Consider the following 23,985-nt stretch of genomic DNA (forward strand, 5'->3'; position numbering starts at 1 on the left):
TAAAAGATCAGTTCGGGGTTCGGGGTTCGGCAGTAGGGTAAAACGTAGCGTCTCATACAAACATACCTTTATTTTATTGTAATCGAGAGTTTATCTCCCGCATATTTAGGGTCTAGGTTAAAGATCAAAGGTTTTAAGCCCGTTGCTCATTGCTCGTAGCCCGCCGACACCAAGCTAAGCACAGTGCTTGGCTTAATTTCTACCTAATACCTAGAACCTAACCACTGCTTTTTAACTTAAACCACCAAATAAAGTCATTAAGGCAATTAACACTAAGTAAAAAAGTACATTTCGCTTAACCAGTTTGATCATACAGGTGGCTTCAAAGGTGCAACCATAATAGCGCTCTTCAACTTGCTCGGCGGCCAATGCAGTATAAGTAACCACCTTGCGATTAGGACTTGAAAAGTCAAACACGTAATGTAGCCAACAGCTAGTCCCTTTATTAAAGTTACCAATCACTAAATAGCCAAAACTGGTAATACGCGCTGGGAGCCAATCAAGCCAAAATAGTAAACGGTGGAGGAGTTTAAAGTGCTTAGCAATGACTTCATCACGATTGTCACTGACTAAGTCGGCAAGGGTGCGCACTAGCGCATAAAAAACAGCTCCGGCAACACCCAACACCACAAACCAAAATATAACCGCACAATAAAATCGAAAGTTAACCCAAGCCAGCGTTTGCCCTAAGGTTTCGCCGCCTTGTTGCTCTTGGGTGCGTTTTTGCCCTAATTGCAAAGCATATAAAGACGCAGCGGTTTGATCCCCTCGAGTCAGTGCATTTAAATACGACTTATACAAAGCGCGTTGCTTAGCACAACCAAAACAAACGAGTAACACCGCCACATTAAAAACAAGCTGCCAAAGTGCAAAGTCAGATAAAAAATACACACACCCAACAGCAATCACAGGCAGTAATAGCCAAATTAAAAAACCTGTTGCTGTGCCAAATAAACCTTTGTTGGTCAATAAATTAACAGAGCGAGTTAAGTAGCCATTAGCGTAATAACTCATTTGCCAATGCGCAGAGCGAGCACCTAAACGCTCAAGTATCAGTGCAATTATTATTGAAACCAAAATCATGTTGTTACTCGCTTAATTTAGGGTCTGTTGACCCTTGCGGATTATAATTTGTTCAAACTAGGGGCGATTTAATCGCGGCGCGAGGTTTGTAACCTAGTGGGCTAAGTCAAAACCGAGCAACAAAGAGTAAATCGTCCCTAGGCAGAACCCGAAGGGCAGCGCCTGTTTGGCATTGATGCTACGTTATCGCCTATTTATGGGGAATAACCACACCACATAGGCGCTGCCTTGCCTAAATACCAAACAGACTGCTGCAAATTTAACCTTGAAAGGTCAACAGACCCTAGTTATTTAATTAGGTTAAAAAACTTACGCCAGTTAAAACTCGCTCCAGGGTCGGTTTTTCGCCCAGGGGCTATATCGCAATGCCCAACTATATTACTGGCTGTTATTTTTGGATAGCGCTGCATAATAGCCTGCGCCAATGCAGCTAAACTTTGATATTGCGCATCGGTATAGTTAATTGTATCTGTGCCTTCAAGCTCTATACCTATACTAAAATCATTACAATTTTGTTGCCCAGCAAAGCAGGAGCGCCCCGCATGCCATGCACGTTTTTCAAAAGGCACATACTGTATAACTTCGCCGCAGCGCTTAATAAAACAATGCGCTGACACCTTAAGTCCCTCTAGGTCACTAAAGCTAGAATGTGCATTACAATCAATACACCCCATAAATAAATCATCAACGTACGGAGTGTTAAACTGCCCTGCGGGCAATGAAATATTATGAATAACCAACAGCGAAATATCGCACTGAGCAGGTCGCTCGTCAAAGTGGCTACACGCCCGCTGGCTAATATTAGTTATAACGCCTAAAGAATCTATTTTCATAACTAACCAAAATTGATGTATATCAAGATGCTAATAGATTTAACCCTATAAAGATAGCGTAATACTAAACGATAAAATATGATCAACGTGTAAATTAAGCGCTGGCTGATTAGTTTAGTTGTTAGCTGCTTCTATTTAGTAATTAAACAGAGTAAAATTTAGTTAATTTATTATCTATTATGAGCTTTTTCATGTCTATTTCGCATACCCTAATTAGTCAACTTGTTACCTTAGCACTTGATGAAGATCTAAATTACCAAAGCGCTGAACAAGGCGATATTACCGCACAGCTTATTCCTCAAGCAGAGCAAGCCAATGCGAAAGTGATCACCCGTGAAGACTGCATCTTTTGTGGTAAAGACCTAATCATTGAAGTGTTTAAACAAGTCGACCCAAGCGTGGTTGTAAATATATGCGTGAACGACGGCGACTTTGTCAGTGCCAATAGCACTTTATTTACTGCCTCTGGTTCTGCTCGCGCTATTTTAACAGCCGAGCGCACCGCACTTAACTTTGTACAAACGCTTTCTGGTACGGCCACCACCACAGCGCACTATGTAAAAGAGTTAAGCGGTACTAGCACGCAACTGCTCGATACCCGTAAAACTATTCCAGGGCTTAGAGCGCTGCAAAAGTATGCAGTTAAATGTGGCGGCGGTGCAAACCACCGAATTGGTTTATTTGATGCGTTTTTAATTAAAGAAAACCACATAGCGGCCTGTGGAGGAATTAATAACGCGGTTACTCAAGCTAAGCTAAATCATGCCGATAAACCTATAGAGGTTGAAGTTGAATCGTTTGATGAGCTAGAGCAAGCCATTAGCGCAGGCGCCGACATTATTATGCTAGATAATTTTAATCCTGAGCAAATACGCCAAGCGGTTAGCATTACAAATAAGCGCGCAAAACTTGAAGTGTCGGGCAATATGACCTTGGAAACGCTCAAAGCATACTCGCAAGCAGGCGTGGACTTTATCTCAAGTGGTGCGCTTACAAAAAATTTACAATCAATCGATTTATCGATGCGATTTGAGTAAATAATGTAAAAACTATTTATAGTTTCTTGCGCTAATTGATTGACAGCTTTTAAAAAAGGGCATTAAATAATCCAAAAGGACTATTTGTAACAAGTTATTAAATTAATGCGTTTTTTATAAAGTTTTTACATACAAAAGCGCAATAAACAGTGTTAGACTCATTCATATTGACTAGTTTTAAATATTTAATTAGTTAAAAAGAGTGAAAAAGCATTTATAAGGGACAGAGTAAAAATAAGCGATAGGGTTTATTTTTATAATTAGCTTGTAACTTACGCGGGTTATAACTAACTTTTAATAGTTAGGTTTATGCTCAAGTAAGGGATAAATTAACGAATAACCGCCATGCAGTGCGATATCTTTGCGGCCAATATTTTACCGCTTAAACACAGCACTAAATTTGGCAAAATGATTTTATTTTTGTAGTAACAGGTTAAGTAAACAACATAAGTTAAATTTAAAAACTTATACCCGTTTGGCTTACCACAACATTATCCTTTAGGAGAGGAAACATGCAAACAATGACACAACAAAACCAAAAGGGTTTCACCCTAATTGAATTAATGATTGTAGTAGCAATCATCGGTATTTTAGCAGCAGTCGCACTGCCGCAATATCAAAACTATACCGCAAAATCCCAAGTAACCGCTTGCTATCAAGAAATTACGCCAGGTAAAACACAATTTGAAATATTAACCCTCGAAGGTACTGGTGTAACGGCGAGTACAGATGACGCAAAAGAAATAGGCTTAAGCTCTGCAGCGGCTTGTTCAAAACACGCCGTTACTTCTGATAGCATTATTGGTACGTTAAAAGGTAGTGCGCCAATAAACACAAAAACAATTACACTTAAACGAGCAAGCGATACCGGAGCTTGGACTTGTGAGTCGACTGTAACCGATAAAGACCTTCTGCCAAAAGATTGCTCAGCAGGCTCTTAAACATAAAAACAGAAACCCTCCAAGCTTAAATGTTATAAAGGTAGCTTTTGCTACCTTTATAACTTATTAGAGACCATTCATGGAAAAAAAACAGGAAAATAAAGGCTTAGATACTTTCCAATGGGTAGGTGTAAGCGCACGAGGCAAGAAGCTTGAAGGTGAGCTTACGGGATCTAGCATTGCATTAGTCAAAGCGCAGCTTCGTAAACAAGGTATTACCCCCTCAAAAGTAAAACGTAAAGCGAAGCCTTTGTTTGGTTTCCAAAGCGTGCAAAAAATCACTCCCAAAGACATTGCTTTAGTGACTAGGCAAATAGCTACTATGCTCATGGCCGGTGTACCTCTGATTCAGTCGATTGAAATGATAGGCTCAGGCTCGACCAATAAAAGCGTGAGTAAGCTGATGGAAACCATTGGCGATGAAGTAAGAGCTGGCCAGCCCTTATCAACAGCACTGAGAAAGCACCCCCGTTATTTTGATGATTTATATTGCGATTTAGTGGCCTCTGGTGAGCAGTCAGGCTCTTTGGATAAAATATTTGACCGCGTCGCCCTTTATAAAGAAAAATCAGAAGCGCTTAAATCAAAAATTAAAAAAGCCATGTTTTACCCGATTGCAGTATTGGTGGTGGCGCTGATTGTAACCTCCATATTACTGATATTTGTAGTGCCGCAATTTCAAGATATTTTTGCCGGCTTTGGCGCTGAGCTCCCCGCCTTTACTTTATTTGTCATCGCCATTTCTGAATTTATGCAAGCCAACTGGTGGATAGCGCTCATTGCAGTAATTGCCTTTGGTTATATATTTAAAGAAGCACATTTAAGAAGTTTAAAACTGCGTGATGCCACTGACCGCGCCATACTTAAACTCCCAGTTATTGGCATGATACTCAATAAAGCAGCGGTCGCGCGCTATGCGCGTACTTTATCGACCACCTTTGCTGCGGGTGTACCGCTGGTAGATGCGCTTGATTCTGCAGCTGGAGCATCAGGTAATGCGGTTTATCGTTATGCTATTTTAGAAATAAAAGCCGAGGTAAGTTCAGGTAATCAAATGAACTGGGCGATGCGTAATTCAAAAATATTCCCAGATATGGTAATACAAATGGTTGCCATTGGTGAAGAGTCAGGATCGCTTGATGGCATGCTGGCTAAAGTTGCCACAATTTATGAGCAAGAAGTAGATGACGCCGTAGATGGCCTATCTAGCTTACTTGAGCCGTTAATAATGGCAGTGCTCGGTGTATTAGTCGGTGGCTTAATTGTCGCCATGTACTTACCTATATTCCAACTAGGTTCAGTTATTTAGCTTCGAGCTTCGAGCTTCGAGCTTCGAGTTTCGAGTTTCTAGGCCCGTTACCCGAAGCTCGTTGCCCGCAACTAAAGTGCGCGGCATAAAGCCTCGCCTACAGAACAATTAAAGCGCAGTGGTTCCACGCAACTCGTCGCTCGAACCTCGAACCTAACATCCTGCCCCCTAACTTTGCACTTATATAAAACCACTGTATTATCAACACAGAATTTAGTTTTAGGTAAAATAAATGCATACTTTTTTTATTGATATCACCGCTGCGATGCAAAGCCACTTATGGTTTTACTTAACCACGATTGGCCTAGTGAGTTTATGTATTGGTAGCTTTTTAAATGTGGTGATTTATCGCTTACCGCTGATGATGCAAAAAGAATGGCAAACTGAATGCCGTTTGCTATTAGCCGATGAACTAACCAGCTCCCATACTCACCATACAGCCGCTACTGACACGTTTAACTTAGTTAAACCCAACTCATGTTGCCCAAAGTGCAAAGCAGCCATTAAGCCATGGCAAAATATTCCCATTATTAGTTGGTTATTTTTAAAAGGTAAATGCGCGACCTGTGATAACCCAATTTCAATTCGTTACCCTCTCGTTGAAGCCATTACCGCTATTTTAAGTTTAGTGGTTGCCTTCACCTTTGGCGCAACAGAGCAGGCTTTATTGTACATTGTAGTTACTTGGGCATTGGTAGCACTGACTTTTATTGATATTGATCACATGCTACTGCCGGATCAGCTTACTTTGCCACTTTTATGGTTAGCGCTAATCGCCTCTGTTATGGGTTATACCATTGCCCCTAGCGATGCCATTATTGGCGCAGCATGTGGCTATTTAAGCTTATGGAGTGTGTTTTGGTTGTTTAAATTAATAACCGGTAAAGAAGGCATGGGCTATGGCGACTTTAAATTACTTGCCGTATTTGGAGCCTTGCTGGGCTGGCAATCGTTATTGACCATTATTTTGCTCTCAAGCGTAGTTGGCGCTGTAATTGGCATTGCTCTACTGAGTATTCAAGGTAAAAACAAAGCAACGCCCATTCCTTTTGGCCCTTACTTAGCAATAGCCGGCTGGATCACTATGCTATGGGGTACACAACTGCAAAACAGCTATTTTAATTTTATTGGCTACTAATTATGAGCAATACACAACATCACATAAGAAATTGGGTATTGGGGCTAACCGGCGGGATTGGCTGTGGTAAAACCGCAGTTAGCGATATGTTGGCAGAGCTAGGCATTACTATTGTGGATGCAGATATTGTGGCTCGCCAAGTGGTTGAACCCGGCACTGAAGGCCTAAAAGCGATTATTGCGTATTTTGGCAATGATATATTAGATGAGCATGGCGCTTTAAATCGTGGCGAGCTAAGAGCGCGCATTTTTAGTAACCCTGAGCAAAAAACATGGCTCAATGCCCTGCTGCACCCATTAATACGCACTCAGCTTATTATTGATTTAAAAAACGCGCAAAGCGACTACGTGGTGTTAGTTGCCCCACTATTATTTGAAAATGGGCTTGATGGCTACTGTCATCGTACTTTGCTAATAGATGTTCCCAAAGAGGTGCAAATTGCACGTACTACACAGCGCGACAATATAAGCATTGAACAAGCAGAGCAAATTATTGACGCACAAATGTCTCGAGAGCATAAACAACAAAAAGCGGATGATATTTTAAATAATAACCGCGACCTAAGCGATGTAAAACAAGACTTACTTAAACTGCATAATTATTATTTACAGCAAGCTAAGTCTACAATATAAATAAATTAACCCAATCGCAGCGCAATAAACTGATATTTTTATCAGTAAATTGTCTGCTGCGTTGGTACGATTAATGTATTCCTTTCTTTTTTCTGATAAATTGCTGACTAAAGAAGGATTAAATCAGGTGCGCAATGAATATTAACTCACCGTTATTAAGAAAATTTATTACCCTCGGCCGGGTTGATACTGATACCGTAAAAACACGGCAGCAAGATTTTGCGTCAACTGCAGAGCTTATATCTAAATGTGGAAAAATAGACAGTAAAGATTTAGCTGAGCAATGCATTGATTTATTTAGAGTGCCTTTTTTTGATTTAAAAGATTTTAATGTTGCACAAATATCAGCTGAGCTGGTTAAAGAAAAACTGATCCGCAAACACCATATTTTGCCTTTGGTACAAAAAGGCAGAAAAGTGTATATTGCCGCCTCAGATCCTACCGATTATGGTGCCTTCGAAAACTTTGAATTTAGCACGGGTTTATCGTGCGAAGTAGTTGTGGTTGACTACGTCCAGCTCGATAACAAAATTGAGCAATTACTCGATGCCACTGGCAGTTTAAATTTAAGTGAAGACGAATTTAAAGAGTTCGCTGAACTCGATTCTGAGCAGCACAAAGAACACACTCCTAAAGACGATGACAAAGACGACGCCCCGATAATTGTCTACATTAATAAAATTTTAATGGATGCAATAAAAAAAGGCGCCTCAGATTTACACTTTGAACCTTATGAACACAAATACCGTATTCGCTTTCGTATTGATGGTATTTTGCACGAAGTAGCCAGCCCGCCAAATACATTGGCCAGTAAGCTATCGGCGCGAATAAAAGTAATGTCGCGACTGGATATTGCAGAAAAGCGTAAACCACAAGATGGCCGTATTAAGCTTAAGGTAACAGAGCGTAAAAGCATTGATTTTCGTGTTAGTACCATGCCAACTTTGTGGGGCGAAAAAATTGTAATGCGTATTCTTGATTCATCCAGTGCCATGCTAGGTATTGATGTATTAGGCTATGAACCCGAGCAGAAAAAACTATACCTCGATGCACTTGAGCAACCGCAAGGAATGATTTTGGTTACCGGCCCAACCGGTTCAGGTAAAACGGTTTCTTTGTATACGGGCTTAAATATACTCAATCAGCCGGAGCGGAATATTAGTACCGCTGAAGATCCGGTAGAAATTAACCTCGAAGGGGTTAACCAAGTACAAATAAATACTAAAGCAGATATGACTTTTGCTAATGCACTGCGGGCGTTTTTACGTCAAGATCCCGATGTGGTGATGGTGGGTGAAATACGTGATTTAGAAACTGCGGAAATATCAATTAAAGCGGCGCAAACAGGTCACTTGGTGCTCTCAACACTGCATACCAATTCAGCGCCAGAAACGATTACTCGTTTGTTAAATATGGGTGTACCCGCGTATAATGTGGCCAGTTCTATTAGTTTAATTATAGCTCAGCGTTTAGCCCGAAGATTATGCTCTAAATGTAAAATACCAGAGCAGTTACCTCGCGAAGAGCTTATACGCCAAGGCTTTAGTGAACAACAAATTCAAGACATGGTTTTATACGCACCTAAAGGCTGTGAAAACTGTACCGATGGCTACAAAGGCCGTGTTGGTATTTACGAAGTAATGAAAATTACGCCTGAAATAGCACAAATTATAATGCGCGGCGGTAACTCATTAGAAATTGCTGAGGTATCACTTAAAGCAGGATATAACAATTTGCGTTTATCGGGTATTCGTAAAGCCGCAGAGGGTGTGACCTCACTTGCTGAGATTAATCGTGTCACTAGTTTTTAAATAGAAAGCTTAGCTGTTTATTATAAATTGAGTCGCAAAGCCTATATTAATGTGAGAGTAAATTATGCCAACAGTGGTTAACTGCCCAACCTGTAAAGCAAAAGTAGAATGGTCAGAACAAAGTCCGAATCGCCCTTTTTGTTCAAAACGTTGCCAACTTATTGATTTAGGTGAATGGTCGTTTGAAAATAATAAAATTTCAGCGCCGATTACATCTGCAGATGAGTTCAGCCAAGACATGATTGAAGATATTGAAGCAATGATGGCAAAAAACGAAGATGACTTTTTTAAGTAATAAAACGACTTAAAAACAAAAGCCAGCTAAAAGCTGGCTTTTTGCTTTACTTGAAAGCGCTATGCTCTTTGTTTGCGATGCTTTTTATCTTTACGTTGTTGCATTTTTTCAAGCTGTTCACGTTGCTCAGCATTTAAGACCTGCCAAATTTGATGTTGCGTTTTAAGTTTAATTAACCCCATTTGCTCAGCTTTTACTTGGCGCTCGCCAAGTAGCTCTTTGGCTGCGTTTTCATCAAATGTTGATGCTGATAATAACACCTCTTTTTTTTCTTTGTACGCTTCACGTATTGCTTTACGGGCTTCTTTATTAGCCCCTCTTAGAGCTTGGAGCTGTGTTTTTTGTGTTTCAAAAATCGCTTTTAGTTGTGTTTGTTGATCTTCAGTAAGCGCCAGTTTATCTGCTGCTCGCTCAGAGAGTAAAAAGCGTGCTTGAGAGTGGCCTTGTTTATGGCCATCACCTTTTGCAAGTGCGCTGCCCGCACTGAGCGTTGCTACTGTTAAGCCACATATAAGTACTAATTTTGATAGCGTGTTTATCTTAGTCATAATCATCACCTTAATATTGAGTTGGTTGTTGGCTGCTAGCCAGTGTGTTCACTATAACCGGCTCAATGCAAAGTAACGCAAAGCAGTGTAAAGGTTATGTAAAGACTAACTTTTAGTACATTAAACGCGTAAAATAAAACCATAAAACAGCGCGTAAGGCTTAATGTATGAAACTATTAATGATTGATGATGACACAGGTTTATGTGAGCTATTAAGCGAGTATCTGAGCGCACAAGGCTTTAGCATACAAACCGCACATGATGGCCAACAAGGCTTAGAGCTTGCTTTACAAAACGATTACGCGCTTATATTACTTGATGTTATGTTGCCCTCTATAGATGGCTTTGAAGTACTCAAACAACTCAGGCAAAGTAAATTAACGCCGGTGATTATGTTGACCGCTAAAGGTGAAGACTTTGACCGTATTTTTGGTTTAGAGCTCGGCGCTGATGACTATATTCCAAAACCGTTTAACCACCGCGAACTCCTTGCCCGCGTTAAAGCCATTACCCGCCGTATTGAACACATTAATAGTGTAAGCAATAACAATAATAAAAAGCTCTCTTTAAACGGTATTACTATTAACTTTGCCACGCGTGAAGCCAGTGTAAATAACACCACACTCACGCTTACGGGTACCGAATACGAAATATTGGCTTTATTAGTAAAACACGCTCCTGATGTTATAAGCAAAGAGCAAATAAGCGAAGAGGTACTAGGACGGCGTTTAGCGTCATTTGATCGCTCTATTGATATGCATGTGAGTAATATTCGAAAAAAAATAGCCGAGCATATCGCGGGTGAAAAAATTAAAACTATTCGAGGGACGGGTTATGTCTTTATCCAAGGAGAGTAAATTAACGCGTTTTAGCTGGTTAAGACACCCTCGACATTATTTGTTTTTTAAAGTCTTTGCTTGGTTTTGGCTAACGATCATTGGCACTTTTACTGCGCTATTTTTCTTAAGTAATATTTCGCTGATCAATGCTATTAGCCATGACCCACTGCAAGGACCAATGCAGAAAAACCTAGAATACCTAGCACGAGCTATCGAGCGCAGCGCACATAAACACAAGCGATCTATTAATGACATTATTACTCATCCGCGTTTAACTAAACGTAAATTACTTTATTTAAATTCACAAAACAGCGATGAGGTTTTGATCAGTAAAGATGTTGAGAACAATATTGATTTAAGCTTACTTAACTTTAGCAAGGGGATGCCTCCACAAGTTATTTTTACTGAATACTACCAAGCTTTTGGCCCTGTGCGCATTCGAGTACCTGAAGGCGAATTTGCGTTATATGAAATCGATATAAATCAACAGCGACCGCTCTTTATTCGCTTAAGATTGTTGCCGGTTTGGTTAAAAATTTCTATCGCCATTATCGCCTCACTTACATTAAGCTTTTTATTTAGTCGTAACTTAATTGCCCCTATAAATAGCTTAAAACAAGCTGCAATTAGGCTCTCAAATGGCGATTTAAGTGCGCGCGCGGCAATAAATAGTCAACGAAAAGATGAGCTTGGAGTTTTAGGACGCGATTTTAACCGTATGGCAGATCAATTAGAGCAACTACTTAGCGCTCAAAAGCGTTTACTTGCCGATATATCCCATGAATTGCGCTCCCCACTAACACGCTTAAAAATGGCCACAGGGCTGGCGCAAATGCAAGCGAGTGAGGCCAGCCAATCGTATTTATTGCGTATTGAAAAAGAAGCAAATCAACTTGATAAAATGATAGCCGATGTATTGCAGGTATCGCGCTTAGAAGCCAATAGCCAACCTTTATCACTGCAAGCGCAGTCGTTACAAGTTATTGTTGACCATGTGATTAACGATGCTCAGTTTGAAGCAAAACAGCACAATAAAACGCTGCATATTCAAGGTGATGCTGAGGTAAATATAGAGTGCGACGAAATGCTGATTGCCAGTGCTCTAGAAAATATTTTACGTAATGCAATTAAATACGCACAACATACTATTAGCATCACCTTAAAACACAGTGATATCATCACTATACAAATATGTGATGACGGCCCTGGCGTTCCCGCAGCGCAACTTGATAAACTATGTGAGCCATTTTTTAGGCAATCAGACGCACGCGACCGAATCAGCGGCGGCACTGGGCTGGGTTTAGCCATTGCAAAAAATGCGGTGATTGCCCACGGCGGAAATTTAGCTTTATCAAATAAGGACGCTGGCGGGCTATGCGTTGAGATAAGCTTACCAATACAAAAGAGAGACCATGTTTTATAGCAATGAAAGCGAGCTTGAAAATAACCTGCCTGCCATTAATGAGTTTTATACTAATACACTCAAAAAAGCCTATTTAAGCACGGCTGCCGGTAAATTATTTTATGCTTACGCTAAGCCTAAACAGGCTCACACTGCCATTGTTATTAGTTCTGGGCGCATTGAAGGACTCGATAAATACAAAGAGCTGCTTTGGGAGCTTTATTGTAATAATTTTGCTGTTTTTATTGTTGATCACCAAGGCCAAGGGCGCTCTTATCGGTTATTAAAAAACCCACATAAAGGCTATGTCAAACAATTTGAAGATTACAGTCACGATCTTAACCAGTTTAATGAAAAGGTGGTGCAGCAGCACTGGCAAGGTAAAAAACTACTGCTTAGCCATTCAATGGGCGGCGCCATTGCGTTTGATTACTTAGCACGTTACTCACATGACTTTAGTGGGGCGTTTTTATCTGCGCCCATGTTTGATATTCATACTAAAGGAATACCAAAACCCGTAGCACAGTTTATCGCTGCCAGTGCGTCATTATTAGGGTTCTCAGGGTGTTATGCGTTAGGACAAAGCGATTATACACCTGAAGAGTTTGCGCTTAACACTTTAACCAGTAGCCAAATACGCTATGATCAATTTAGGGCAACTTATCAGCAAACGCCACTATTACAATTAGGCGGTGTTACCTATGGCTGGCTGCATACTGTTTTTTCATTTATTAAAGCGCTCGATAAACTATCCATAACAACCCCGTTATTTATAGCCAGCGCAGAAAATGACGAAGTGGTTGATAACCAAGCTCAGCATAAGCTTGCAAGCCGACATAAAAACACCCTAATAAAGCAGTTTAAAGGGGCTAAGCACGAGCTGTTTTTTGAGCGGGACGAAATTCGCCAACCATTGCTAACAAGCCTTTATAAATTTTGTGATTCAATAGGTTAACTACTAAGCGACAGCGGATCTAGGTGAATCAAAATATCAACTTCAGATTCAAATTGCTGAGTGATCATCAGCTCCACTTCATCTGCCACTTTATGGGCACGAATAAGCGGTAAATTGTCATCAAGCTCTAAATGCAGTTGAATAAACTTAACTTTACCGCCCTGTCGAGTGCGAATACCGTGCACCCCATAAACATCATTATGGTTACGCGCTATTTCAAAAATACTTTGCTTTTCTTCATCGGGTAGCTCTTTGTCCATTAAATGCGAGGCACTTTCGGTTGCTATATCCCAACTGTTATACAATAAATAACCTGCCACACAGATAGCAAACAATGGGTCGGCATACAGTACGCCATAGTAGGCGAGTAAAATAGCAAGCAATACCGCCGCATTTAAAATTAAATCGCCCTTGTAATGAACGGAGTCGGCTTTTATAGCGATTGATTCTGTGTGCTTCACGACTTTATTTTGCACATATACAATTACCAAGGTACAAGCAATGGCAAAAATACTCACCCATACACCTAATAATGAGTGCGAAAGCTCTACTGGGTTTATTAATCGCTCGATACCGTGAAACATTAATAAACAGCCCGAGCCCGCAATAAATGCGGCTTGGCCTAACCCTGCAAGCGCCTCCGCTTTACCGTGACCAAACCGGTGGTCATCATCCGCAGGACGCAGTGCATACGATAAAACTAAAAAGCTCATTAGCGTCGCGGTAATATCCATTAATGAATCAGTGAGTGAGCCAAGCATCGACGCCGAACCCGACGCCAGCCAAGCCCATGCTTTGGTCGCAATCATTAGGCTAACCATGACCATGGTCACTATGCTTGAAGCTTTGACCCAAAATTCATAACTGCGATTATGCACGTATCTGTCCAAGTGTAAGATGTATTTAATGTTTGTAGTATATCATTTTTTATTCATTGTTCGTGTATACTGAGCCAGTCAAATTAAAGATTTTATAGGGCTTATTGTGCTGGATATTGTTTTATACCAACCTGAAATTCCGCCTAATACCGGGAATATCATTCGTTTATGTGCCAATACTGGCTATTCATTGCATTTAATTGAACCGTTAGGGTTTGAGTGGGATGACAAACGTGTAAAACGCGCTGGACTTGACTATCACGAATTTAGCCATGTACAACGCCACGCCTCATTTGATGCTTACTTAGAAAAGTGCCAACCTAAAAAGGTGTATGCTTGCACCACTAAAGGTAGCCAATTTCATCACCAAGCACAGTATGAAGCGGGTGATTGCTTAGTATTCGGACCAGAAACCCGAGGCTTACCTGATGACATGATTCAAGCACTGCCAAACGAGCAACGCGTGCGTATACCTATGCAAGCCGATAGTCGCAGTATGAATCTGTCTAATGCAGTAGCTGTGTTTGTGTATGAATCTTGGCGCCAGCTTGGCTTTGTAAACGCGCAGTAATTATTTACCAATAATAAAAAACCGACATTATGTCGGTTTTTTAATTTTTAAAGAATAGTGAAGCATTTATTCTGACTTTTGTTCACGACCTAATAACGCCATAGCAGCTGCTTTCATGTCTTTATTTTCATAGAGTACTTTGTATATTTGCTCGGTAATTGGCATTTCCACACCAGCGCGTTGAGCTAGTAAGTACACTTCTTTGGTATTTCTAAAGCCTTCAACTACTTGGCCGATTGATGCAATGGCATCATCAACACTCTCACCTTTGCCTAAGGCTAAACCAAAACGGCGATTGCGCGATTGGTTATCGGTACAGGTCAGAATTAAATCACCTAACCCGGCCATACCCATAAAGGTTTCAGGTTTTGCACCCAGTGCACACCCTAAACGCGACAACTCTGCTAAACCACGAGTAATAAGCGCGGTACGAGCATTTGCACCAAACCCCACTCCATCAGAAATTCCCGCACCAATGGCAATCACGTTTTTAACCGCACCACCTAGCTGTATACCAATAAAATCATCATTGTTATACACCCTAAACGAGCGCCCGCAATGCAATAAATCGGCTATTTGTTTAGCAAATGCCGATGATGTTGATGACACCGAAATTGCAGTTGGTGATCCCATCGCCATTTCTTTGGCAAAGGTTGGCCCTGAAAGCACCGCTAATGGCACCTCTTCACCTAGCTCTTGCACTGCTACTTCTTGTAACAAACGCCCAGTATTTGGCTCTAGTCCTTTGGTGGCCCATGCTATTTTTGCATTTGGGCGCAAAGCAGGTTTGATTTGCTTTAATGTGTCAGCAAATGCGTGGCTTGGCACAACAACCAAAACAATATCGCTACTTTGCGTTGCACGCTGTAAATCTGCTTCAAGGATTAAGGTGTCAGGAAAAGGAATATCAGGTAAGTAACGTTGATTTTTTCGCTCAGCTGCAAGCGTCGCAACGTCTTGGCTATTGCGTCCCCATAAAGTCACTTTGTGACCATTTCGGGCTAAACAAATAGCAAGGGCGGTGCCATACGACCCCGCCCCTAAAACAGTAACAGCTGATGTGGCTGTATTCATAAATTAAGCGTCTGCTGTAGCCTGCTCAGCTTGCGCTGTGCGTTGCTGCATGTACTGTGCAAATAATGCGTCAAAGTTAACTGGCGCAAGATTAAGTTGTGGGAACGTACCACGATTTACTAAGTTAGATACCGCTTCACGTGCATACGGGAATAACACGTTAGGGCAAAATGCACCTAGCATGTGCGCTAATTGCATTTCTTCAACGTCAGCAATCGTAAAGATACCGGCTTGTTGAATTTCACATAAAAACGCAGTTTCTTCACCGATAGATGCCGTTACAGTTAGTGCAAGCACTACTTCGTAAACACCTTCATCAAGTTTGTTAGAGCGTGTATCTAAATCTAATTTTACTTCTGGAGCCCACTCTTTTTGAAAAATAGCTGGCGAATTTGGCGTTTCAAACGATACATCTTTAGTGTAAATACGTTGGATAGTAAACTGTGCACCTGCATCAGCTTCTGCTGCTGCGTTTTGATTTTGTTCGTTCATTGTTATTCCTAACCTGTTATTTATTATAATTAATTAAATTAAGCACTGAGCTTAGCATCAAGGTGACCTTGCGCTTCTAGTGCCATCATGTCGTCACAGCCACCGATGTGTTCATCGTTGATAAAAATTTGTGGAACCGTGCTTGCGCCACCGGCTTTGGCGATCATTTCATCGCGAAGCTCTGGCTGAACGCCAATATCAATATTTGTGTATTTTACACCTTTGCTGTCTAACAGCGCTAATGCGCGATGACAAAAAGGACAATATCCTTTGGTGTATAAAACAACGTTACTCATAATTAATCCTTAATCGGTTTAGCTAAGAGATATTAGCGACCGCTTGTTGTTGGCAGACTTGCTGATTGCCACGCACCCATACCGCCAGATAAAACATAAACTTGTTCATAGCCTGCTTTATGCATTGCGGTTGCAACACCTGAGGCAGTCATGCCTGCAGCACATACCACTATAATGGGTTTGCTCTTATACTTTTCAAGGGTTGAGAAATCAGATTCTTTAGCTTTTTCTGGGTTTAAGTGCACAGCACCGGCAATATGGCCGGTTTTAAACTCTTTTTGCCCACGCATATCAACAACCTGGCCGTCTTCGCGGTTAATAAGTAACGTTAACTGCTGAGGATTGATTTGACGAATTGCTGAAAATTTACTTTTTATTGCGCCACTAATAATAAGAAACGCAATCGCAACCCAAGCTAGGCTTAGAATTGGATGGTTTGAGACAAATTCAATATATTGATCCATTCGACTTCCACTATAAAGTTACATACTAAAACGGATGTTTTAGATATTTTAAATTCTTACCAATTGCACTTGCACAATGAGCAGTTACTCATCAGCAAATCAATAGAGCGCTGTTAGGCTACTCTGAATTTTCACCTACAAGATAGGCTTAACTTACCCCACAACCCTATTCAATACTTGAATAAAATAGAGATTAGCCGCGCAAGTATACCCAAATCAGCTAAAAATGCGAGTTTAAGCACGCTTGAAAGCCACAATGCCCTGCTCTTTTTAACTGAAAAATAACCTAGCCCTTTAAAGCTTTCAATTTAGCCAATCCTAATTGAAAATTTTTAATATCTTCTTTTCATTGCTGATCCTAGCTATAAAACGCGGTATGCTAAGACGTGGCATGTTGGCATTAATGTTAGCGTGTATTTTAGCAACGCTAATTTTTCAGGAGTGACTATGACAGAGCATAAAAAACCACTGGTATTAATGATTTTAGATGGCTGGGGATACAGAGAAGATGAGCAAAGCAATGCTATTTTAGCTGCTAACACCCCTGTATTAGATGAGCTTTGGGCCACACGTCCTCATACATTAATTTCAGCATCGGGTTTAGATGTCGGTCTTCCTGATGGCCAAATGGGTAATTCTGAGGTGGGCCATGTTAATTTAGGCGCAGGCCGTATTGTGTACCAAGATTTTACCCGTATCACCAAAGCCATTGCTGATGGCGAATTTGATACAACCCCCGCACTTGTTGAAAACATTGATAAAGCCGTTCATGCCAACAAAGCCGTACACATTATGGGACTGTTAAGTCCAGGTGGCGTGCATAGCCACGAAGATCATATTGTTGCCAGTATACAACTGGCTGCAAAACGCGGCGCTAAAGAGGTGTACTTTCATGCCTTTTTAGATGGACGCGATACACCACCGCGTAGTGCTAAAGCGTCTATTGAGCGTATTGAAGCCTTATTTAGCGAACTTAAATGTGGCCGTTTAGCCTCACTAATTGGCCGTTACTATGCCATGGACAGAGACAACCGCTGGAATCGTGTTGAAAAAGCCTATAATTTAATCACCTTAGGTGAAGGCGATTTTGATTATGAAGAAGGCGTAAGTGCACTAAATGCCGCTTATGAGCGCGATGAAAATGACGAATTTGTAGCAGCCAGCACGATCACTCCTAAAGGCAGCGAATCTGTAAAAGTAAATGATGGCGACACCATTATATTTGCAAACTTTAGAGCAGACCGCGCACGCGAAATAACCCGCGCCTTTGTAGAGCCTGACTTTGACGGCTTTAATAAGAAAAAATCGCCTGAGCTTAGCGGCTTTGTGATGATGACTGAATACGCAGCCGATATAGATGCGCCTGTTGCTTTTGGCCCCACGCCGCTTAATAACGTACTTGGCGAATGGTTTGAAAAACAAGGTAAAACTCAACTGCGTATTTCTGAAACTGAAAAATATGCTCATGTTACCTTTTTCTTCAGTGGTGGACGAGAAGATGAGTTTGACGGCGAAACCCGTGAACTTATTCCATCACCTCAGGTTGCAACTTATGATTTGCAGCCAGAAATGAACTCAAAAATGCTTACCGATAAGCTAGTAGAAGCAATAAAAAGTGGAAAATACGATGCCATTATTTGTAACTACCCTAATGGCGACATGGTCGGTCATTCAGGTGTATTTGAGGCTGCAGTTAAAGCCTGTGAGGCAGTAGATAACTGTATTGGCCGTGTAGTGGATGCATTGAAAGAATATGGCGGCGAAGCACTTATTACCGCCGATCATGGCAATGCAGAGCAAATGGCAAACCTTAAAACAGGCCAAGCGCACACAGCACATACCAGTGAGCCCGTGCCGTTTATTTATGTAGGTCGCGATGCACAAGCTTATTCAGGCAAAGCCTTGAGCGATGTTGCCCCAACCATGCTGCATTTAATGGGGTTAGAGCAACCTGCAGAAATGACAGGGTCGCCAATTATGGTGTTGAAATAACCTATGAAAAAAAGCGCATACCGCGTCATTGCGTGTATCTGTGTACTGCATTCATTAGTCACTGGCGTTGCCGTGGCTAATGAAGATCGTACTAAAAAAGACCTATCCCAAGTTCAAGTGGCTTTAGAGCAAAGCCAAGCTGAATATCAACAACAGCAAAAAGAAATAGCTAAACAGCAGCAAAAGCTAAAAGCACATGAACTCGCTATAGCGAAAAACGCTAAAGCACTCAATATAGCTGAGCAATCCGTTAAAAAAACACAACAACAGCAAGCAGAGCAACAACAACGCGCGGTAAAGCTTGAAAAACAACAAGCCCAATTTCAGCGTGTGTTAGCAGCACAGTTAAAAAGTGCTTATATGGCAGGTAGTGATGACTATTCAAAAATGCTGCTTAACCAAGAAGATACCGCTAAATTTGAACGTACGCTTAGCTATTACAACTACTTAAATAAAGCCCGCATAAAGCAGCTTGATGAACTTAAAGCGCTGCAAATAGAAATTGCGAAAAACCAAGCTGAGCTTGAAAAAACAAAAGAAAAGCTAGTTGCTTTATTTGATGAACAAAAAAGGCGACAAGCAGCGCTTCTTGACGCTAAAAATGAGCGCCAAGCCAGCCTAAAAAATCTAAAAAAGCAGTTAAATAAAACAAAAAAATCAATTAGTTACTTAGAAGAGAACGAACAAACGCTGATCGCAACTATTAAAGAACTTGAAGAAGAAAAAACCACAAAAATTGAGCTATTGGGCCTAAATAAAAATAAAGGAAGATTAAGCTGGCCGAGTAAAGGCAAACTAACGCACAAGTTTGGCCAACGTAAGCACGGCGGAATTAATTGGAAAGGCGTGTTAATTTCTGCTGCAGAGGGCACTTCAGTAAATAGCATTCATAACGGTCAGGTGGTATTTGCAGATTGGTTAAAAGGTTACGGCTGGGTGATTGTTGTGGACCACGGTGAAGGCTTTATGAGCTTATACGGGCATGCACAAACCTTACTCAAAGATGTGGGTGATATGGTCAGAGAGGGTGAAAGCGTTGCTTTAGTTGGGCAAAGCGGTGGACAAGCCGATTCTGGTCTATACTTTGAAATACGCCACAAAGGGCGTGCTGTTAATCCCATAAAATGGTGCAGACGTATTTAATCTTAAAATAACTGCATCCTAGTAGAGGCAGTTATGATAAACACACACATTTGCCAAAAAAAAGTATCGCAAAAAAAATCAATATTTTGGTTTTGTTTGCAGGTATTTTTTTTATTGGCACTTTTTGGCTTTATAAATAATGCTCATGCCAGTTCGGTCAAAGATTTAGAAAGCCAAAAAATAAATGAAATACTGTTTAATATTCATACCTACTACGTTGATGATTTGGCACTGCATAACAGTGAATACATTGAATACAACACCTCTCAATTTGAACGCTTATACTCTAAACTCGATCCCTACTCTAAATATTTAGATAAAAATGAGCTAAATGCGTTATTTGATAATACCAATGGTCGCTATACTGGCTTAGGCATTGAGGTCAAAAATATTGAGCAGCGCACCACGATTGTTAAAGTAATTAATAATTCGCCTGCTAAACAAGTCGGCCTGCGAGCTGGCGATATTATTACAGCAGTTAATAATCAGCAGATTAAAAATAGCCCTATTGATATAGTCGCGCAGCAAATTAAAGACAGCCCCAACAATAAAGTACAACTAAGTATTATCCGAAATAACAATCTAAAACCGCTCATATTTAACCTCAGCAGAAAACAAATAAAACTGGCCAGTGTAACTAAGCAACTACTTGATGCTGGTAGCGGTTATATTGCTATAAATACCTTTTCAAACCACACCTTGCATGAAGTTGCCTTACAGATAGCCGCTATGCAAAACCATTACGGCCACGCATTAAAAGGCCTGATTATTGATTTACGAGATAACCCTGGCGGGACTTTAAAAAGCGCGGTTGCTGTGGCAGATCTCTTTTTACAAGATGGTCTAATAGTAACAACCAAAGGACGTTTTTATGATTCTAATCAGTCGTTTTACGCTAAACGCGGCGATATTTTAAAAGGCGCACCTATTGTTGTACTGATTAACGAAAACTCAGCCTCTGCAGCAGAAATACTGGCTGCAGCACTAAAAGAAAATATGCGTGCAAAAATAGTGGGGAGTCAGTCATTTGGCAAAGGGTCGGTACAATCACTCATTCCATTAGGCGATGGTGATACCGCCTTAAAACTAACTACCGCACGCTACTTTACGCCATCAGGTGAATCGATTGAAGGTATTGGCGTGACCCCGAATGTGGCGATTAATCAAACAACGCTTCCACAAACAAATAAAGCCGTTATAATAAAAAATGAACAATTAGAACAAAACACCGTTTTTAGCACTGAAGATTTAGCCGATATCCAGTTAACTAAGGCAAAACAGCTACTCAACATGCACTAAAACCGGTAAATTATTTTAAACACGACAAAGATAATAAAAATTATAAAACGTGAAAACTATAAATTTAATGGTGTTAGCAGGGCTGTTTTTAGCCTTATTTGCAACATCGAGTGCTGTTAAAGCCAAGCAAATAGCCATAGTGATCGATGACATAGGTTATCATCAACGTGATTTAGAATTCCTGAGTTTACCTGGGCAGTTGTCCTATTCAATATTGCCCCACACCCCCTATTCTCAAATATTTGCAACCCTTGCTAGTCAGTCAAATAAAGAGCTCCTGTTGCATGTTCCTATGCAGGCTTTAAATGGTAAAAAACTCGGCCCTGGTGCGCTCACTTTAAATATGGATAAAGCACAACTTCAACAAACGCTCGGGAATGCGCTGGCGAGTTTACCGCAAGTTAAAGGAGTTAATAACCATATGGGCTCTGCGCTGACTCAACAAAGCCAAGCAATGAAATGGACCATGGAAGTACTCAAAAAACGCCAGCTGTATTTTCTTGATAGCCGTACAACTGAATTAAGCCAAGCTCAGAATGCAGCCAACTTTTTGGGAGTGGAAAACATTAGCCGACATGTATTTTTAGACAATATAACGACCACAGAGCAACTACAATTAAGATTAGAAGAGCTAAAATCAAAAGCAACTAAGTATCAATTTGCCATTGCAATAGCGCATCCCTATCCCGAAACCATCGATTTTTTACGCCACGCTTTGCCGCAACTAAGTGAGCAAGGATTTGAACTGGTGCCAGTATCGCAACTGGTCGAACGTAAATATGTACAAATAGCTCAGCAAGAAGCTATTTCATTAAACTGATGGGGTAAGTAAACCCCCTAACCCATCAGTTAATTTAACTCACTTAAACGCATTATATTTATAAAATAAACGTCGCTACTTTGGCATTTAAATCTGTAGCTCTGTCTTTTAATACTTCAGCTTGGCTTAAATGCGCAGTGGCTGAGGTAGTAATTTCATCGGTTACATCTTTAATGGCGACCGTATTTCGAGTAATTTCATTAGTCACTTGCGTTTGCTCTTCTGCTGCAACCGCTATTTGACCCGCCATATCAGAAATTTCATTCACTGCTAAGGTGATTTCCTCTAGTGCATGAGCTGCTGCATTAACATCATCCACACTATTGTTAGCATACCCCTTACTGCTGTCCATCAAGCTCACTGCTTTTTTGGTCGTACTTTGTAAGGTTTCTATGGTGGTGTAAATTTCTGCTGTGGAGTTTTGCGTTCTTCTTGATAGTACACGCACCTCATCGGCAACCACTGCAAAGCCACGCCCTTGTTCACCAGCACGGGCAGCCTCTATTGCGGCATTGAGTGCTAAGAGATTTGTTTGCTCAGCAATTTCTTGAATGGTAGTCAAAATACTCGATATAGCCTGAGCATGTAAGCTTAGTTCGCCAATGACGGTGGTTGTTTGGTCTATTTCACCCGCAAGTGAATTAATCGTATTTCTGGTTTTATCAACTAACAGTTTACCTTCACGACTACTTTGCGCTGACTGCTGTGATGCCGTCGCGGTATTTTCGGCATTAGCAGCAATCTCATGGGTTGCACTTGCCATCTCTGTGACCGCAGTGGCAACCATCGCTACTTCTTGTTGCTGACGCTGCAACTCACTGACACTGTTTTGATTGGTGATTAAGCTTTTCTCTGCATCAAAATCTAAATCAGTAGCTAACTGGCGAATATGGCTTATAAGCTCATGCTGGCTGCTTACAAAGCGATTAAAACTATCAGCCAGTACCCCAACTTCATCTTGTGTATCAACACTAATACGCTGGGTCAAATCACCGTTACCATCAGCAATTGTTGATAACGCTTGAGATACTCTGCTTAACGGCGCAAGCAACACACTTAATAACCATGAAATAGCCAACACGCTCAATAAAAGTGCCACACTGACTAATACGAGTTGAGTTACTAATAAACTAATTAACGGTGCCTCTAAGGTTTCTTTATCCAATACAAATAGCAACTGCCAATCGGTATTATTTATATTTTCACCCCAAACAAGCTTCTCTCGGCCTTCATCTTTAAAATAAAGGGGAGTAAATTCACCGTTTTGACTATTAGATAAAATGAATTGGTGATTTATTTTCGAGTCAATATGCGTAATATCTGCCATTACTTTTTTAGTGTCTTTATAGGCAATCACAGTGCCATCTTGATGCATCATGATGGCATACCCATTTGCCGGTAAAGACATAGTATTAACATCATTAACTAAAGACTCAATCGATAAATCACCCGCTACCACGCCACTTTGTGTGGTTTTAGCAATAGAAACAACCAACTGATTAAACGCAGTATCTAAATAAGGTTTGGTAATTACGGTGCCATTTTTCAGCTGTGCTTGTTTATACCATGGACGAGTGCGCGGGTCGTAGCCGGTTCGATCAATACTTGGATCAGAGTCAGTCATTTTCCCGATACTATCTCCAAAGTAAGTTAATTGAAAACCACCAGACACTTGAGCTTGCTGTAATGCGCTGAGCGTATTGCCCTCAACCTTACTCGCAACTGACTCTATGATCTGCTGACGACTAGCTAGCCAATCTTCAATACTCGCAGCTTGTTGCTTACCAGACTGACTTACATTATCAATACTGCTTTTTAACAGTAACGCTTTTTGAGAGGTGTAGCTATTCCACGATAGCAATACAATAATAACGGCTAGGGCAAGAACCACCGATAGCAAGATCTTTTTCTTTAGTGAATATGAGTTCATATTGAGTGTAAATACTCGCGTTAAATGAAATTGAAAGGCAATAAGCACAGCAATTAATAATTTAATTTAGGCTACGGTTTGAACGACAAGTCGCTCAGGTGCGCGAATATTTTCATATGTCCAAATTAAAAACAAACTAAAATCATGTATTTAAATTAAAACCAAACTTATTCATTAACTTTAACTAGGGTATATTTAATTAA

The 23,985-nt window shown here is 40.8% G+C and carries 24 protein-coding genes; 15 read left to right on the top strand and 9 right to left on the bottom strand.

Features of this window, described 5'->3' with window-relative positions:
• Positions 1 to 231: 231 nt before the first annotated feature.
• Both ampE and ampD read right to left on the bottom strand, forming a co-directional pair.
• On the bottom strand, positions 232 to 1,083 hold the full coding sequence (ampE, locus tag QL984_RS11175; RefSeq protein WP_290172750.1) for a beta-lactamase regulator AmpE: 852 nt from the start codon (positions 1,081 to 1,083) through the stop codon (positions 232 to 234).
• A gap of 287 nt (positions 1,084 to 1,370) precedes the next feature.
• Positions 1,371 to 1,916 (bottom strand): 1,6-anhydro-N-acetylmuramyl-L-alanine amidase AmpD, encoded by a 546-nt coding sequence (ampD, locus tag QL984_RS11180; protein WP_290172751.1) that lies wholly within the window; start codon positions 1,914 to 1,916, stop codon positions 1,371 to 1,373.
• 191 nt (positions 1,917 to 2,107) lie between these two features.
• On the opposite strand from ampD, the gene nadC reads away from it, so the two are divergent.
• The 7 genes from nadC to yacG all read left to right on the top strand — a co-directional run bounded on the left by nadC (position 2,108) and on the right by yacG (position 9,079).
• A complete protein-coding gene (gene nadC, locus QL984_RS11185; RefSeq protein WP_290172753.1) occupies positions 2,108 to 2,953 on the top strand; it encodes a carboxylating nicotinate-nucleotide diphosphorylase in 846 nt (281 codons plus the stop codon).
• Positions 2,954 to 3,465: 512 nt separating this feature from the next.
• Positions 3,466 to 3,894, top strand: a complete 429-nt coding sequence (locus QL984_RS11190) for a pilin (protein WP_290172754.1) — start codon at positions 3,466 to 3,468, stop codon at positions 3,892 to 3,894.
• A 79-nt stretch (positions 3,895 to 3,973) separates the two neighbouring features.
• Positions 3,974 to 5,203: a type II secretion system F family protein gene (locus QL984_RS11195; protein ID WP_290172755.1), complete on the top strand. Its 1,230-nt coding sequence runs from the start codon at positions 3,974 to 3,976 to the stop codon at positions 5,201 to 5,203.
• 232 nt (positions 5,204 to 5,435) lie between these two features.
• Positions 5,436 to 6,341: an A24 family peptidase gene (locus QL984_RS11200; RefSeq protein WP_290172756.1), complete on the top strand. Its 906-nt coding sequence runs from the start codon at positions 5,436 to 5,438 to the stop codon at positions 6,339 to 6,341.
• 2 nt (positions 6,342 to 6,343) lie between these two features.
• A complete protein-coding gene (gene coaE, locus QL984_RS11205) occupies positions 6,344 to 6,973 on the top strand; it encodes a dephospho-CoA kinase (protein WP_290172758.1) in 630 nt (209 codons plus the stop codon).
• Between the two features lie 134 nt (positions 6,974 to 7,107).
• Complete coding sequence (pilB, locus tag QL984_RS11210; protein WP_290172761.1) at positions 7,108 to 8,784, top strand: type IV-A pilus assembly ATPase PilB; 1,677 nt, start codon at positions 7,108 to 7,110, stop codon at positions 8,782 to 8,784.
• Positions 8,785 to 8,848: 64 nt separating this feature from the next.
• Entirely contained in the window at positions 8,849 to 9,079 is a 231-nt protein-coding gene (yacG, locus tag QL984_RS11215; RefSeq protein ID WP_008114915.1) for a DNA gyrase inhibitor YacG, read from the top strand.
• Between the two features lie 59 nt (positions 9,080 to 9,138).
• On the opposite strand, the gene QL984_RS11220 is transcribed toward yacG, so the two are convergent.
• Complete coding sequence (locus tag QL984_RS11220) at positions 9,139 to 9,627, bottom strand: Spy/CpxP family protein refolding chaperone (protein WP_036956691.1); 489 nt, start codon at positions 9,625 to 9,627, stop codon at positions 9,139 to 9,141.
• A 167-nt stretch (positions 9,628 to 9,794) separates the two neighbouring features.
• On the opposite strand from QL984_RS11220, the gene QL984_RS11225 reads away from it, so the two are divergent.
• From QL984_RS11225 to QL984_RS11235, 3 genes are read left to right on the top strand one after another with little or no spacing between them, the layout of a single operon-like run.
• Complete coding sequence (locus tag QL984_RS11225; protein WP_016899750.1) at positions 9,795 to 10,484, top strand: response regulator transcription factor; 690 nt, start codon at positions 9,795 to 9,797, stop codon at positions 10,482 to 10,484.
• Positions 10,462 to 11,889, top strand: a complete 1,428-nt coding sequence (locus tag QL984_RS11230; protein ID WP_290172765.1) for an ATP-binding protein — start codon at positions 10,462 to 10,464, stop codon at positions 11,887 to 11,889. Before QL984_RS11225 ends, QL984_RS11230 begins: the two co-directional genes overlap by 23 nt.
• The gene (locus QL984_RS11235) at positions 11,879 to 12,823 is read left to right on the top strand and encodes an alpha/beta fold hydrolase (protein ID WP_290172767.1); all 945 of its coding nucleotides are present in this window, start codon (positions 11,879 to 11,881) and stop codon (positions 12,821 to 12,823) included. The genes QL984_RS11230 and QL984_RS11235 overlap by 11 nt, the downstream gene beginning before the upstream one ends.
• On the opposite strand, the gene QL984_RS11240 is transcribed toward QL984_RS11235, so the two are convergent.
• A complete protein-coding gene (locus tag QL984_RS11240; protein WP_290172792.1) occupies positions 12,820 to 13,650 on the bottom strand; it encodes a cation diffusion facilitator family transporter in 831 nt (276 codons plus the stop codon). The two genes, QL984_RS11235 and QL984_RS11240, sit on opposite strands and share 4 nt — an antisense overlap.
• Before the next feature lie 157 nt (positions 13,651 to 13,807).
• On the opposite strand from QL984_RS11240, the gene trmL reads away from it, so the two are divergent.
• Positions 13,808 to 14,272, top strand: coding sequence for a tRNA (uridine(34)/cytosine(34)/5-carboxymethylaminomethyluridine(34)-2'-O)-methyltransferase TrmL (gene trmL, locus QL984_RS11245; RefSeq protein ID WP_013465943.1), 465 nt, complete (start codon positions 13,808 to 13,810; stop codon positions 14,270 to 14,272).
• Positions 14,273 to 14,338: 66 nt separating this feature from the next.
• Here trmL and gpsA read toward each other — a convergent pair whose 3' ends face one another.
• From gpsA to QL984_RS11265, 4 genes are read right to left on the bottom strand one after another with little or no spacing between them, the layout of a single operon-like run.
• On the bottom strand, positions 14,339 to 15,346 hold the full coding sequence (gene gpsA / locus QL984_RS11250; RefSeq protein WP_013465944.1) for an NAD(P)H-dependent glycerol-3-phosphate dehydrogenase: 1,008 nt from the start codon (positions 15,344 to 15,346) through the stop codon (positions 14,339 to 14,341).
• 3 nt (positions 15,347 to 15,349) lie between these two features.
• Positions 15,350 to 15,838, bottom strand: a complete 489-nt coding sequence (gene secB / locus QL984_RS11255) for a protein-export chaperone SecB (RefSeq protein ID WP_013465945.1) — start codon at positions 15,836 to 15,838, stop codon at positions 15,350 to 15,352.
• Between the two features lie 38 nt (positions 15,839 to 15,876).
• Entirely contained in the window at positions 15,877 to 16,134 is a 258-nt protein-coding gene (grxC, locus tag QL984_RS11260) for a glutaredoxin 3 (protein ID WP_016899746.1), read from the bottom strand.
• Between the two features lie 32 nt (positions 16,135 to 16,166).
• Positions 16,167 to 16,598 carry a rhodanese-like domain-containing protein gene (locus QL984_RS11265; RefSeq protein WP_013465947.1) on the bottom strand — a complete coding sequence of 144 codons (432 nt, stop codon included), beginning with the start codon at positions 16,596 to 16,598 and terminating at the stop codon, positions 16,167 to 16,169.
• A gap of 447 nt (positions 16,599 to 17,045) precedes the next feature.
• On the opposite strand from QL984_RS11265, the gene gpmM reads away from it, so the two are divergent.
• The 4 genes from gpmM to QL984_RS11285 all read left to right on the top strand — a co-directional run bounded on the left by gpmM (position 17,046) and on the right by QL984_RS11285 (position 21,852).
• Positions 17,046 to 18,590, top strand: coding sequence for a 2,3-bisphosphoglycerate-independent phosphoglycerate mutase (gene gpmM / locus QL984_RS11270; protein WP_290172770.1), 1,545 nt, complete (start codon positions 17,046 to 17,048; stop codon positions 18,588 to 18,590).
• 3 nt (positions 18,591 to 18,593) lie between these two features.
• Positions 18,594 to 19,733 (top strand): peptidoglycan DD-metalloendopeptidase family protein, encoded by a 1,140-nt coding sequence (locus tag QL984_RS11275; RefSeq protein WP_290172772.1) that lies wholly within the window; start codon positions 18,594 to 18,596, stop codon positions 19,731 to 19,733.
• A 33-nt stretch (positions 19,734 to 19,766) separates the two neighbouring features.
• Positions 19,767 to 21,032, top strand: a complete 1,266-nt coding sequence (locus tag QL984_RS11280; protein WP_215521860.1) for a S41 family peptidase — start codon at positions 19,767 to 19,769, stop codon at positions 21,030 to 21,032.
• 67 nt (positions 21,033 to 21,099) lie between these two features.
• Entirely contained in the window at positions 21,100 to 21,852 is a 753-nt protein-coding gene (locus tag QL984_RS11285; protein ID WP_013465952.1) for a divergent polysaccharide deacetylase family protein, read from the top strand.
• Between the two features lie 58 nt (positions 21,853 to 21,910).
• Here the strand turns inward: QL984_RS11285 and QL984_RS11290 are convergent, their stop codons facing one another.
• Positions 21,911 to 23,782 (bottom strand): methyl-accepting chemotaxis protein, encoded by a 1,872-nt coding sequence (locus tag QL984_RS11290; RefSeq protein ID WP_290172775.1) that lies wholly within the window; start codon positions 23,780 to 23,782, stop codon positions 21,911 to 21,913.
• Between the last annotated feature and the right edge of the window lie 203 nt (positions 23,783 to 23,985).

It is taken from the genome of Pseudoalteromonas sp. APC 3495, assembly GCF_030407645.1.
In the GTDB taxonomy this organism is placed as follows: Bacteria; Pseudomonadota; Gammaproteobacteria; order Enterobacterales; family Alteromonadaceae; genus Pseudoalteromonas; species Pseudoalteromonas tetraodonis.

Coding starts and splice junctions, on each gene's coding strand:
- yacG (WP_008114915.1), top strand. CDS start 8,849: ATGCCAACAGTGGTTAACTGCCCAACCTGTAAAGCAAAAGTAGAATGG.
- coaE (WP_290172758.1), top strand. CDS start 6,344: ATGAGCAATACACAACATCACATAAGAAATTGGGTATTGGGGCTAACC.
- secB (WP_013465945.1), bottom strand. CDS start 15,838: ATGAACGAACAAAATCAAAACGCAGCAGCAGAAGCTGATGCAGGTGCA.
- QL984_RS11265 (WP_013465947.1), bottom strand. CDS start 16,598: ATGGATCAATATATTGAATTTGTCTCAAACCATCCAATTCTAAGCCTA.
- QL984_RS11195 (WP_290172755.1), top strand. CDS start 3,974: ATGGAAAAAAAACAGGAAAATAAAGGCTTAGATACTTTCCAATGGGTA.
- nadC (WP_290172753.1), top strand. CDS start 2,108: ATGTCTATTTCGCATACCCTAATTAGTCAACTTGTTACCTTAGCACTT.
- QL984_RS11200 (WP_290172756.1), top strand. CDS start 5,436: ATGCATACTTTTTTTATTGATATCACCGCTGCGATGCAAAGCCACTTA.
- pilB (WP_290172761.1), top strand. CDS start 7,108: ATGAATATTAACTCACCGTTATTAAGAAAATTTATTACCCTCGGCCGG.
- ampD (WP_290172751.1), bottom strand. CDS start 1,916: ATGAAAATAGATTCTTTAGGCGTTATAACTAATATTAGCCAGCGGGCG.
- QL984_RS11285 (WP_013465952.1), top strand. CDS start 21,100: ATGGTGTTAGCAGGGCTGTTTTTAGCCTTATTTGCAACATCGAGTGCT.
- QL984_RS11230 (WP_290172765.1), top strand. CDS start 10,462: ATGTCTTTATCCAAGGAGAGTAAATTAACGCGTTTTAGCTGGTTAAGA.
- grxC (WP_016899746.1), bottom strand. CDS start 16,134: ATGAGTAACGTTGTTTTATACACCAAAGGATATTGTCCTTTTTGTCAT.
- QL984_RS11235 (WP_290172767.1), top strand. CDS start 11,879: ATGTTTTATAGCAATGAAAGCGAGCTTGAAAATAACCTGCCTGCCATT.
- gpmM (WP_290172770.1), top strand. CDS start 17,046: ATGACAGAGCATAAAAAACCACTGGTATTAATGATTTTAGATGGCTGG.
- QL984_RS11240 (WP_290172792.1), bottom strand. CDS start 13,650: ATGGTCATGGTTAGCCTAATGATTGCGACCAAAGCATGGGCTTGGCTG.
- QL984_RS11275 (WP_290172772.1), top strand. CDS start 18,594: ATGAAAAAAAGCGCATACCGCGTCATTGCGTGTATCTGTGTACTGCAT.
- QL984_RS11290 (WP_290172775.1), bottom strand. CDS start 23,782: ATGAACTCATATTCACTAAAGAAAAAGATCTTGCTATCGGTGGTTCTT.
- QL984_RS11225 (WP_016899750.1), top strand. CDS start 9,795: ATGAAACTATTAATGATTGATGATGACACAGGTTTATGTGAGCTATTA.
- gpsA (WP_013465944.1), bottom strand. CDS start 15,346: ATGAATACAGCCACATCAGCTGTTACTGTTTTAGGGGCGGGGTCGTAT.
- ampE (WP_290172750.1), bottom strand. CDS start 1,083: ATGATTTTGGTTTCAATAATAATTGCACTGATACTTGAGCGTTTAGGT.
- QL984_RS11190 (WP_290172754.1), top strand. CDS start 3,466: ATGCAAACAATGACACAACAAAACCAAAAGGGTTTCACCCTAATTGAA.
- QL984_RS11220 (WP_036956691.1), bottom strand. CDS start 9,627: ATGACTAAGATAAACACGCTATCAAAATTAGTACTTATATGTGGCTTA.
- QL984_RS11280 (WP_215521860.1), top strand. CDS start 19,767: ATGATAAACACACACATTTGCCAAAAAAAAGTATCGCAAAAAAAATCA.